The sequence below is a fragment of the Aeromonas rivipollensis genome, assembly GCF_037811135.1.
Classification (GTDB): Bacteria; Pseudomonadota; Gammaproteobacteria; order Enterobacterales; family Aeromonadaceae; genus Aeromonas; species Aeromonas rivipollensis.
In genome coordinates, this window is sequence record NZ_CP149130.1 from 2,328,366 (window position 1) to 2,340,227 (window position 11,862).

Genomic DNA, 11,862 nt, shown 5'->3' on the forward strand with positions numbered 1-11,862 from the left:
TGCGGCCGCTCTGTCACGGCCAGACAGCTGCCCACAGTGCCCCTATCGTACTCCCCCATAGAAAAGCTTCATACGGATTCCATTTTCATCGAATGTTGCTTTTTGGTGTATTTGTTGTTTCCATTTTGGGCTTGCGTCGATATTGTATATACAAATTAGATCGTCAAGGGAGTTGAACCATGTGGATCACAAGGAGAGGAAATGGAACCTGAAAACGCACTTACCGCCCCTGCCCGCTCAGGGGCTGGCATTAAACTGCTGCTGACCAGTGTGCTCGGCATCGCCATCTTTTTCGTGCCCTTCGAGCTCGCGGGTCGCAGTACCATACTGGTGGATCACCTGGCGGGCTTCCTGATGGCGCAGCGCCCGCTCGCTCTGGGGCTGATCCTGCTGCTGATCGCCTATGGCGCCATCAGCCCGCTGCTGGATGGTCGCTGGCGCGCCCGCCCCATCGACAGACTGCTGACCCTGTTCAAGCTGCTCGGGCTGGGGCTGGCCATCATGTATGTGGCCGACTGGGGCCCCGCCTGGCTGATGACGCCGGATCGCCTGCCCTTCCTCTTTGACAAGCTGGCCATGTCGGTGGGCCTCATAGTGCCCATCGGCGCCATGGCCCTCACCTTCCTGCTCGGCTTCGGCCTGCTGGAGCTCATCGGCGTGCTGATGCAGCCGGTGATGCGTCCCCTCTGGCGCACGCCCGGCCACTCCGCCATCGATGCGGTCGCCTCCTTCGTCGGCAGCTACTCGGTGGGCCTGCTCATCACCAACCGGGTCTTCCTCGCGGGCAAGTACACGGTACGGGAAGCCGTCATCATCGCCACCGGCTTCTCCACCGTCTCCGCCGCCTTCATGATCATAGTGGCCAAGACTCTCAACCTGATGGGGCACTGGAACTTCTACTTCTGGTCCACCCTGGTGATCACCTTCGTCATCACCGCCATCCTGGCGCGGGTTCCCCCCATCAGCACCATGGCGCACCAGGGCGAGACCGACGAGCCGCTGCCGGCCGGCATGAGTCGCTGGCAAGCGGCGCTGGCCTCCGGGCTCACCCAGTCCAGCCAGGCGGATCCCGTGCTGCGGCAGTTGCAGGACAACCTCAAGGATGGCCTCTACATGGCCGCCGCCGTGGTCCCCACCATCTTGTCCGTCGGCCTGCTGGGGCTGTTGCTGGCGCAGCACACACCGCTGTTTGATCTGCTGGGCTGGCTGCTGTGGCCCCTCACCTGGCTGCTGGATCTTGGGGAACCGCTGGAGACCGCAAGAGCGCTCTCGGCGGGGCTAGCGGAGATGTTCCTGCCCGCCATCCTGCTCAAGGATGCGGATCTGCTGGTGCGCTATGTAACCGCCGTGGTCTCGGTGAGCTCGGTGCTCTTCTTCTCCGCCTCCATTCCCTGCGTCCTGGCCACCAAGATCCCGGTGAGCCTGGGGCAACTGGTGGTGATCTGGCTGCTGCGCACCCTGCTTGGCATCCTGCTGGCAGCCCTGTGCGGCCGGCTGGCCATGGCGATGGGCTGGCTCAGCTAGGTTGACGCTATATCAAAGAAACAAAGCGCCATCAGGCGCTTTGTTTCTTTATGCGGGCCGGCAGCCGTTACCAGATCGACGACCCGTCATTCGAGCCATTGCCGCAGCGTCAGCGTGGCAAGATCCACGAAGGCGCGCAACCTGGGGGGCATGAAGCGCTGCCTGGGGTAGACGATATGGATGGGATCCGCCTTGCCATGCCATTCGGGCAGGACAGGCACCAGTCTCCCCTCTTCACAGGCCTGGCGACACAGGTAGGAGGGCAAGAGTGCCACCCCACAGCCAGCCTGCACCATGGTCATGATCAAGCCGACATCGTTGATCAGCGTCTGTCGGGCCAGAGAGACGATCAGGCTGTTGTCGGCTTCGTCGTGGAGTACCCAGGCCTCCTTCCCCAGAGGGGTGAACTGCAGGCAGGCATGATGACGCAGCGCTGGCGGTGCATCGAGCGCCGGGGCACTGGCAAGGTAATCCGGGCTCGCAAACAGTGCCCAGCGCGCAACGCCCACCTGCCTGGCTATCAGTGTCGAGTCCTTGAGAGGGCCGGTACGGATGGCAACATCGACCCCCTCGGCGACCAGATCCACGTAGCGGTTCATCAGCACCAGCTCCACATCGACCTTGGGCCACTGACTGCGCATCTGCCCCAGGATGGACGACAGGATCTGGTCGCCGATATCCACGGGCGCCGTGATCCGCAACAACCCGCAGGGCTCCTCCCGCGACTCGGTCACGGCGGCCTCGGCATCGAACACATGCGCCAGCCCGGCCGAGGCGTGCTCGAAATAGAGCTGTCCGGCCTCGGTCAGGTGCAGGCGACGGGTCGTCCGCTGCAAGAGGGTCACGCCCAGGCGCTTCTCCAGCATGGCCACCCGATGGCTGACCGTTGAGGTCGGCAATCCCAGCAGACGAGCCGCGGCACTGAAACTGCCGGCTTGCACGACCTTGACGAATACAACGACCTGATTGAAGTCCATTTTCCAACTCAATAGAAAGTGTTTTCTGATTTAACCACCTAGTTGGAGAGATGACCACTTCCTACACTGTTCCCATCGCGTCAACGGAGACATTGAGATGAAAGAACTGGCATTTATCAAGCGCAGCAACGGACGGCACTGGGTGGGTGACGGCTTCCCCGTCAGGAGCATCTTCTCCTACAACGACATCGCCGAGGAGATGTCCCCCTTCCTGTTGATGGACTACGCGGGCCCGGCCACTTTCCCGGCCACCTCCCATCAACTCGGCGTCGGCCAGCACCCTCACCGCGGATTCGAGACGGTGACCATCGTCTATGAAGGCGGCGTCTCCCACAGAGACTCCTCGGGGGGCGGCGGCACCATAGGTCCGGGTGATGTGCAGTGGATGACGGCCGCATCTGGCCTGATCCACGAGGAGTACCACAGCCCGGACTTTGCCAGGACGGGCGGCGCCTTCGAAATGGTCCAGCTGTGGGTGAACCTGCCAGCCCGGGACAAGATGACGGCTCCTGGCTACCAGGGCATCACCGCCAAAGAGATCCCGCGAGTGGCACTGCCAGAGGGCGCAGGGGAGGCTCGAATCATCGCCGGGCGCTTCGGCGAGACCGCTGGCCCCGCCCGAACCTTCACCCCGATGAACGTCTGGGACATGCGACTGAAGGCTCATCACCGGGTGACGCTCGAACTGCCGGAAGGGCACACCACTGCGCTGTTTGTGCTCAAAGGCGCCATTCGCCTCGGCAACCGCCACCCTGTCCGCACCGCCGAGCTGGCAGTCATGGAGCGCCGTGGCAGCAAACTGGTGATGGAGGTCGAGGAAGAGACGACGCTGCTGCTGCTCAATGGCGCTCCCCTCGATGAACCCATCGTCGGTCACGGCCCCTTCGTGATGAACAGCCAGGAAGAGATAGTGCAGGCCATCAATGATTACAACAGCGGCCGTTTCGGCCAGATCGGACGCTAGAACCCCGAGTCCGGCAACAGGAGTACTGTGAACGGCCCGGCCCATCCCGGCGGCGCCAGATCCGGCCACGCCGGGATGGCGCAGGACATCACACTGACTCCCGTGCTGGCTGGCCTGCTCCCCCTGGATAGCCCGGTGGAGGCGGTCGAATGGCAAGGCATCAATCGTACTGCAACAACCACGCACTGCTGGATCCCCAGCGTGAATGTCCTGACCAACCAACCTGGAGAAACGTCATGAACAAGCCCTACGTCAAACTCGACAAGCAAAACGCTGCCGTGCTGCTGGTGGATCACCAGGCCGGCCTCTCCTCCCTGGTGCGCGACATCGAGCCGGACAAGTTTCGCAACAACGTGCTGGCGCTGGCCGCGCTGGCCAAGTACTTCGAGCTGCCGACCATACTGACCACCAGTTTCGAAAACGGGCCCAACGGCCCGCTGATGACAGAGCTCAAGGAGACCTTCCCTGACGCCCCTTACATTGCCCGCCCCGGGCAGATCAACGCCTGGGATAACGAGGAATTCGTCAAGGCGGTCAAGGCCACCGGCAAGAAGCAGCTGATCATCGCCGGCATAGTCACCGAGGTGTGCGTGGCATTCCCGGCCTTGTCCGCCCTCGAGGAAGGGTACGAGGTATTTGTCATCACCGATGCCTCCGGGACCTTCAACGAGATCACCCGTCACTCGGCCTGGGATCGGATGTCATCCGCCGGGGCGCAGCTGATGACCTGGTTTGGGGCCGCCTGTGAACTGCACCGCGACTGGCGCAATGACGTGGAAGGCCTGGGTACCCTGTTTGCCAACCACATCCCCGACTATCGCAATCTGATCAACAGCTACACCGCAGTCCAGAGCAGCAAGTAGTACAGGCCAGCCCCGGGAAACCGGGGAACGGAAAAAACAAAACGCAGCTGACAGGGTGGGAACCCTATCAGCTGCGCCCTCGCCATGGATCATGGCATCTAGATTTGAAAGGCGTTCAGCCCTTAGAACGGCATCTTGAAGCCGGGGGGCAGTTGCATGCCGCCGGTCAGCTCGCCCATCTTGCTCTTGTTCTGCTCTTCCACCCGGCGCACTGCGTCGTTGACGGCGGCGGCGACCAGATCTTCCAGCATCTCCTTGTCATCTTCCATCAGACTCGGATCTATCTCGATACGGCGCACGCTGTGGCTGCCGGCCATGGTGACCTTGACCATGCCAGCGCCGGCTTCGCCGACGACTTCCATCTGAGCCAGCTGCTCTTGCATCTTCTGCATGCGCTCTTGCATCTGTTGGGCCTGTTTCATCAGGTTACCCATTCCACCTTTACCAAACATAGGTCGTCTCTCGTCTTGAAATCCGGCATCCAGCGCCGGGCTGTGGGCTTGTTCTACCCCGGATATGGGGGCAACCAAAAGATTTTTCAACCGGGACTCGGGTCCCGGCATGGGATTTAACTCATAGCACTCAACGGCTCAGGGGCTCGATGCTCTCGGGATGGAGCACGGCACCGAATCGCTGCTGCAGGAACTGCACATTGGGATCGTCTGCCAGATCCCGGCTCACCTGCTCACGGACCCCCAGATAGAGGCGATGCTCGATCTCGAGCGGCGTCTCCCGCGCCGGATCCGTACCCAGGGTCACCTCGACACGCACCGGCTGTCCAAACTCCGGGCCTATGATCTCGGCCAGATCGGCCAAGGCCCTGTCGCTGACCAGGTGGCGCTGCTCGGGCTTGAGCACCAGGGACACCAGCTCTCCCTGCCGGGTCATCACAGAGTTGATGGCGAGCTGGCGCAGCCGGCCACCGACCCCGGTGCGGGCGATAAGCTCGGCCCAGGGGTCGCCGCAATTGACCAGCAGGGAAGAGGGGATCAGGCGGGTGACCTCCTCCCCCTCCTGCGGCTGGGCGTCACTCTCCAGCTCATCCCAGTCGATGGTTTCCATCACCTGAGCCGTCGTTGGCTGCGCTTCTTCAGGCACGGCAAGGGGCGTCGTAACTGGCGTTGCCGGCGCAGCGACGACGGTAGCAGCAGCGGCGGTCCTGGCAGGTACGCCGTCCAGATCCCAGGGGGGCAGGTCATCCGAAGCGGGGCTGGCCTTTTGCGGAGCACTCGGCCTTGACGCTGGCGCCGCCGCTTGCGCTGCGGGGGCGCTGACCGGTCCGTCGCCGAAGCCCTGATTCAGATATTCCTCGTAATCGCTACCGCTGTCGTCATAGGCATCGAGGGGCGGCAGATCCTCATAGCCCGGCATGGGCCCGGCATAGGCAGGCGCCGCAGCGGCCTGCCTGGCTGGTGCAGAGGGGGCTGGCGCCACGGGTTGCACTGCGGCAGTAGCCAGGGGCGCAGCCGGTTTGCTCGGCGTCGCCCTGGGAGGGGCAGAGACGGTGCCAGCCCCGGATTCGCCCCTCAGCCGGCTGCGCAGCAGATTGCGCTTGCCCAGCAGGCTCTGCATGCTGGAGGCCGCCGAGGGGGCCGCCTCGGGTTCAGGGGCTATGACAGGAGCCGCCGGCAGGACCTCCTCATGGAAGGAGGCCGGCTGCTCGGGTTCAAGGGGCTGTGCTTCCTGCGCCTGGGGCGCACCACCGATCTGAGGCTCAGGCTGCATTGGCTGCGCCTCATACCCCATCCGCTGCGCGGCTTGCAGCAGCTCATGCTGCTCGGCAAAGAGGGCAGCGCTGGCATCATCGTCGTCGGAAGCCGGCTCATCGGCCTCCACCGTCAAGTGCGGCGCTGTCGGCGTCAGGGCTGCGGGCGCGGCCGTGCTGGCCGCCGTCGCGGCCTGATGCGGGGCTGGCTCAGCCCCTGACGGCTTTCCCGGCAGGGCCGATACGGCCTCCCTCCCCGCCCCGGGCAACGCGCCCATGGAGACGGGCAAGGCGCTCAGATTGGCGGGATGCACCGCCTCGCGGCGCGGCGAGAAGGCCAGCATCCGCAGGCAGGTCATCTCCAGCGCGGTGCGGCCATCGGGCGCCCAGGGCAAATCCTTGCGCCCCCCCAGCACTATCTGGTAGCAGAGCTGCACCTCTTCCGGGCTCATGGCCCCCGCCAGCTGCAGCAAGGCATCCGCATCCGCCCCCTGCTCCTGCACGCTGGCAGGGAGCAGCTGGGCCATGGCAACCCGATGGAGCAAAGCTTCCAGCTCGGCGTGCAGCTGATCGAAGTCCGGCCCCAGGGTGGCTATCTCGGTGATCTTGGCCATGGTGGCCGACGCATCCTGGCGCAGTATGGCTTCCAGCAACTGGTGCAGATGGTGGTGGTCGAGGGTCCCCAGCATGGTCAGCACGCTCTCCAGACGCACGCTGCCATTGCCGTGGGCCAGGGCCTGATCGGTGAGGCTCAGGGCATCGCGCATGCTGCCATCGGCCGCCTTGGCCAGGGCCAGCAGGGCGCGGGGCTCGAACGGCTGACCTTCCTGATCCAGCACCCATTCCAACTGCTTGGCGATCTGGCTCTGATCCAGGCTCTTCAAGTGGAACTGCAGGCAGCGGGACAAGATGGTGATGGGGAGTTTCTGCGGGTCAGTGGTGGCCAGCAGGAACTTCACATAGGGGGGCGGCTCTTCCAGGGTTTTGAGCAGCGCATTGAAGCTGTGGCGCGACAGCATGTGCACCTCATCGATGAGATACACCTTGAAGCGGCCGCGGGCCGGGCGGTACTGCACGTTGTCGAGCAGCTCGCGGGTGTCTTCCACCTTGGTGCGCGAGGCCGCATCGATCTCCAGCAGATCGACGAAGTTGCCCTGATCGATCTCGCGGCAGGTGTCGCATACGCCGCACGGGTGGCTGCTGATCCCCTGCTCGCAGTTGAGGCTCTTGGCCAGGATGCGGGCTATGGTGGTCTTGCCGACCCCGCGGGTGCCGCTCAGCAGGTAGGCGTGATGCAGCCGTCCCTGATCCAGGGCATTGGTCAAGGCGGTCAGCACATGTTGCTGGCCAACCACTTGTTCAAACGTATGGGGGCGCCATTTACGCGCCAGAACCTGATAGCTCATAGATCTCGATGCTGGAAAACGAGGCATTGAGGCAGGATGCTAACACAAATGGAGGGCGGGCTGTATGGGCTATCGGCCGCCGTGGGAGGGATCGCTTGATTTTCAAACCGGTGCCCATTCAGGCACCGGTTCGGGGCATTGGCGGGTTGACGAGGCCCGCCTGCCAAGGGGGCTTACTCGCCCGCGAGTTCCACCAGCGAGACCACCTTGACGCCAGCGGCGGTCAGGCGGGCATCACCGCCCAGCGACGGCAGTGAGATGATGAAGGCCGCATCGGCGACTTCACCGCCGGCGCGGCGAATGAGCTTGACGGTGGCGTCGACGGTGCCGCCGGTGGCCAGCAGATCGTCCACCACCAGCACCTTGTCACCGGGCACTATGGCGTCGGTATGCAGTTGCAGGGTGTCGGTGCCGTACTCGAGGGCATAGGACTCTTCGATGATGGCGCGGGGCAGCTTGCCCGGCTTGCGAACCGGCACGAAGCCCAATCCCATGGCGAAGGCCACAGGGGCGCCGAAGATGAAACCGCGGGCCTCGGTGCCGACGATCTTGGTGATCCCTTGATCACGATAATGCTCGGCCAGCAGATCGATGGTGGCCTTGAAGGCCTCGGCGTTCTCGATCAGGCTGGTGATGTCGCGAAACAGTATGCCCGGCTTCGGATAGTCGGGAATGGTCTTGATGCTCGCTTCGATAAACTTCAGGGTATCCGGATTCATTATTTGACCGCTTATTTTTGAGCCCAGGCGTGGCGTCTCTTGCGCTGCCCGCCAGCGGGCAATAAAAAGGCCCGTCATGCAAAAAATGACAGGCCGACTCCATAGCATTATTGCCGCAATAGCTTAGGGATTTCACTTCTCCATTGCAACTGGCTCCAGCACCGGCAGACGCATTAACCAGGTGAGCAGGATCACCATTATGACAACCAGCAGCAGCCTCACCCAGGGCAGCGGCACCACCAGCAGCGACACCGAGAAGGAGAGCAGAATGAAGATAATGGCACGGCGCCGGGCATGGCGCCGAATGCCGCGATATTGCTGCCAGTCATGGATGGGGGGCCCAAACCAGGGGTGTGCCAGCAGCCAACGGTGAAAACGGGGTGACGAGCGGGCAAAGAGGGCCGCCGCCAGCAACATGAAGGGGGTGGTCGGCAGCAGGGGCAGGACTATCCCGACTATCCCGGTGGCGAAGGCGAGCCAGCCCAGGGCCATCAGACACCAGCGTTTCATGGGTACTCCTCTGAATGCATCTCTGCCTTTAGCCTAACAGAGTTGGCCCGCAAGCTGACAGCCTGGCCCACGCAGCGGCAGTCGATTAGGCTCATCGAGTGGGCAGACGGCTGACAACGCCAGCCATTGCCACTACAATCTGCGCTCTTTTTTCTCCCCTTGTCTTCGGAAGCAGCTATGCGCGTTATTTTGGCCCCCATGCAGGGGGTGCTGGATCACCTGATGCGGGAGGTTCTCACCTCCGTCAACGATTACGACCTCTGTGTCAGCGAGTTCATCCGGGTCGTCGATCAGCTGCTGCCCGCCAAGGTGTTCTATCGCCTCTGCCCCGAACTCAAGCAGGATGGCAAGACCCGTGCCGGCACTCCGGTGCGGGTGCAACTGCTGGGCCAGCACCCCGAATGGCTGGCAGAGAATGCGGTACGCGCCATCGAGCTCGGCTCCCCCGGGGTCGATCTCAACTTCGGCTGCCCCGCCCCCACGGTCAACAAGAGCAAGGGGGGGGCCGTGCTGCTCAAGGAGCCAGAGACCGTCTACCGCATCGTCAAGGCGGTGCGCGAAGCCGTCCCTGCCCACTTGCCGGTGAGCGCCAAGATCCGCCTGGGTTACGATGACAAGGAGCTCTATATGGACAACGCCCAGGCGGTCTATCAGGGGGGCGCCAACGAGCTGGCCGTCCATGCCCGCACCAAGCGCGAAGGCTACAAGGCGCCGGCGCACTGGGAATACGTGGATCTCATCCGCCGCGCCCTGCCCATTCCGGTGACCGCCAATGGCGAGATCTGGGATCATAAAGATGCCCTCGCCTGCGCCAGCGTCTCCGGCTGCGACGCCCTCATGGTGGGCCGCGGCGCCATCTCCCTGCCCAATCTGGCCAACGTGATGAAAACCGGCTGTGCCCACATGAGCTGGGCCGAGGTGTTGCAACTGATGGTGAGCTACACCGAGCAGGATCTGGCGAGCGACAAGGCCGACTACTACCCCAGCCGCATCAAGCAGTGGTTCTCCTACATAGTGCGGGAATACCCCCAGGCCGATGAGCTGTTTCGCCGCATCCGCACCATCAAGACCGCAGACGAGATCCGTACAGCCCTCGAGCGCGAGTGCACCGCACGGGCCTAGTCTTGGCCGCCGCCCCGCAGCACCCTAAAGACCGCAGGCGAGATCCGCGCCGCCCTCGTGCGCGAGTGCGCCGCACGGGCCTAGTCTTGGCCGCCGCAGCGCGGCGCCCTATGATGAAGGCTCAATGACAGGAGGTCAGGATGCAGGGAGTACCGGTCACATTTACCCATCAGCACGACAGGGCCGATTTTCGCGCCCTGCCGGGGCAGCCTGCGACCGAGCTCTATCGTGCCCACATCCAGCACCACGTCTTCGATCCCCATAGCCACGAGGGGTTTGGCCTAGGTGTCATCGAGTGCGGTGCCGAGCGTTTCCGCTATCGCGGCAGCCAGCTCCTGGCAGGCCCCGGCAGCCTGGTGCTGATGAACCCTGATGAGCTGCACACGGGCGAGGCGGCCTGCGAGCAGGGGTGGCGCTATCGCATGCTCTACCTGCCCGCCGATCGGCTCGAGGCCATCAGCGGCGAGCGCGGCTGGTATTTCGCCGAAGCCGTGCGAAGCGACCAGCGCACCGCCCCCGTCCTGCAGGCGGCCCTGGACGCCCTCTGGCACTGTGACTGCGAGCTCGCCGCCGACGGCCTGTTGCTGGGCGTGTGCGAGACCCTGCGCTCCCATGCCCGGGCCCTGGCGGCACCGCGCGAAGCAGCCCACCCTCTGGGCCGCGCCATCGACTATATGCAGGCCTACTTCGCCCGCCCTATTACCCTGACCGAGCTGGCGGGGGCGGTGAACCTCAGCCCCTACCACTTCCAGCGCAGCTTCAAGGCCCGCTTTCACGTCACCCCCCAGCAGATGCTGATGGCCATCCGCCTGCAGCGGGCCAAGGGGTGGCTGGCCGCCGGCCTGCCCGCCGCCGAGGTGGCCGCCGCCTGTGGTCTGGCCGATCAGTCGCACCTCAACCGCGCCTTCCTGCGCCGCTATGGCACCACCCCGGTGCGCTACCAGAAACAGGTACAGGCTGGCCGCTAAAGCGCAATCTGGTTCAATACGCCGCCCTCCCCCCCTGCTAGGCTGGCCTCCTTCTTCTTTACCGGATATGGAAAATGTTGATCGGAGTCTTGTTTGCCCTGCTGGCCGGCCTGATGTGGGGGCTCATCTTCGTCGCCCCCCTGCTGGTGGACGGCTATCCCCCCGCCCTGCTCGCCAGCGGCCGCTATCTCGCCTTCGGCCTCATCGTGCTGCCGCTGGCCTGGCAGGCCCGCAAGCGCCTGGCGGCCCTCTCGACCAGCGACTGGTGCGAGGCCCTCGCCCTCACCCTGGTGGGGAATCTCATCTACTACTTCTGCCTGTCGGGGGCCATCTTGCGCATCGGCTCACCGCTGGCAGCCATGATCATCGGCACCCTGCCGGTGGTGACGGCCCTGGCCGCCAACCGCCTCTATGGCGCACGGGACGGCCGCCTCTCCCGCGCCCGTCTCTACCCGGCCCTGCTGCTGATGGGACTCGGCCTCTATCTGGTCAACCGCGCCGAGTTGACCTGGCAGGCAGAGGCGCGCACCGGACAGCTGTTCGGATTCGTCCTGGCGGTGGTCGCCGTGCTGTGCTGGACCTGGTATCCCCTGCGCAATGCCCGCTGGCTGCGCGAGCACCCGAACCGCAGCCCGGCCGTCTGGGCCACCGCTCAGGGGCTGGTGACCCTGCCGGTGGCGCTGATTGCCTACCTCGGCAGTCTCGGTCATCTCGCCCTGAGCGCACCGGACTTTCCCCTGCCCTTCGGGCCGACGCCCCTGCGCTTCGTGCTGCTGATGGGGGTGGTGGGGCTCTTTTGCTCCTGGCTCGGCACCCTGTGCTGGAACGAGGCGAGCCAGCGCCTGCCGACCGTGCTGGTGGGACCGCTCATCGTGTTCGAGACTCTGGCGGGGCTGCTCTACGCCTTCATGCTGCGTGGCATCATGCCTCCCATGAGTACCCTGGTCGGCGTCGTCTGCCTGGTGGTGGGGGTGCTCCATGTGATCACCGGCAAGCCGCGACACCAGCCGGAAAAACGCGTCAAAGCACGGTTAACTTGACTCATGTCATCTTGATAAACCGCGGGTTTCCCTATACTGGCCGAGTTTTATCACTCATCTTTGG

11 protein-coding genes are annotated in these 11,862 nt (G+C 64.1%); 6 read left to right on the forward strand and 5 right to left on the reverse strand.

Annotation, left to right across the window (positions count from 1 at the left end):
- Positions 1-201 precede the first annotated feature (201 nt).
- A complete protein-coding gene (locus WIR04_RS10605; RefSeq protein WP_338886747.1) occupies positions 202-1,524 on the forward strand; it encodes a YjiH family protein in 1,323 nt (440 codons plus the stop codon).
- A gap of 86 nt (positions 1,525-1,610) precedes the next feature.
- On the opposite strand, the gene WIR04_RS10610 is transcribed toward WIR04_RS10605, so the two are convergent.
- A complete protein-coding gene (locus WIR04_RS10610; protein WP_338886750.1) occupies positions 1,611-2,501 on the reverse strand; it encodes a LysR family transcriptional regulator in 891 nt (296 codons plus the stop codon).
- Between the two features lie 97 nt (positions 2,502-2,598).
- Between WIR04_RS10610 and WIR04_RS10615 the strand changes: the two genes are divergently transcribed.
- Together WIR04_RS10615 and ycaC are read left to right on the forward strand one after the other, a co-directional pair.
- The gene (locus tag WIR04_RS10615) at positions 2,599-3,465 is read left to right on the forward strand and encodes a pirin family protein (protein WP_338886752.1); all 867 of its coding nucleotides are present in this window, start codon (positions 2,599-2,601) and stop codon (positions 3,463-3,465) included.
- Between the two features lie 236 nt (positions 3,466-3,701).
- Positions 3,702-4,328: an isochorismate family cysteine hydrolase YcaC gene (gene ycaC / locus WIR04_RS10620; RefSeq protein WP_338886754.1), complete on the forward strand. Its 627-nt coding sequence runs from the start codon at positions 3,702-3,704 to the stop codon at positions 4,326-4,328.
- Positions 4,329-4,450: 122 nt separating this feature from the next.
- On the opposite strand, the gene WIR04_RS10625 is transcribed toward ycaC, so the two are convergent.
- From WIR04_RS10625 to WIR04_RS10640, 4 genes are all read right to left on the reverse strand, one after another.
- Positions 4,451-4,780: a YbaB/EbfC family nucleoid-associated protein gene (locus WIR04_RS10625; RefSeq protein WP_011706069.1), complete on the reverse strand. Its 330-nt coding sequence runs from the start codon at positions 4,778-4,780 to the stop codon at positions 4,451-4,453.
- Positions 4,781-4,910: 130 nt separating this feature from the next.
- Complete coding sequence (dnaX, locus tag WIR04_RS10630) at positions 4,911-7,439, reverse strand: DNA polymerase III subunit gamma/tau (protein ID WP_338886756.1); 2,529 nt, start codon at positions 7,437-7,439, stop codon at positions 4,911-4,913.
- A gap of 173 nt (positions 7,440-7,612) precedes the next feature.
- Positions 7,613-8,158: an adenine phosphoribosyltransferase gene (gene apt, locus WIR04_RS10635; RefSeq protein WP_042650168.1), complete on the reverse strand. Its 546-nt coding sequence runs from the start codon at positions 8,156-8,158 to the stop codon at positions 7,613-7,615.
- A 132-nt stretch (positions 8,159-8,290) separates the two neighbouring features.
- Positions 8,291-8,668, reverse strand: a complete 378-nt coding sequence (locus WIR04_RS10640; RefSeq protein ID WP_163136720.1) for a YbaN family protein — start codon at positions 8,666-8,668, stop codon at positions 8,291-8,293.
- A gap of 177 nt (positions 8,669-8,845) precedes the next feature.
- Here WIR04_RS10640 and dusC point away from each other — a divergent pair, with 177 nt between their 5' ends.
- The 3 genes from dusC (at position 8,846) to WIR04_RS10655 (ending at position 11,798) form a co-directional block, all read left to right on the forward strand.
- Positions 8,846-9,790 (forward strand): tRNA dihydrouridine(16) synthase DusC, encoded by a 945-nt coding sequence (gene dusC, locus WIR04_RS10645; RefSeq protein WP_338886759.1) that lies wholly within the window; start codon positions 8,846-8,848, stop codon positions 9,788-9,790.
- 140 nt (positions 9,791-9,930) lie between these two features.
- Positions 9,931-10,758: an AraC family transcriptional regulator gene (locus WIR04_RS10650; RefSeq protein WP_338886761.1), complete on the forward strand. Its 828-nt coding sequence runs from the start codon at positions 9,931-9,933 to the stop codon at positions 10,756-10,758.
- Between the two features lie 74 nt (positions 10,759-10,832).
- On the forward strand, positions 10,833-11,798 hold the full coding sequence (locus tag WIR04_RS10655) for a DMT family transporter (RefSeq protein WP_338886762.1): 966 nt from the start codon (positions 10,833-10,835) through the stop codon (positions 11,796-11,798).
- Positions 11,799-11,862 lie beyond the last annotated feature (64 nt).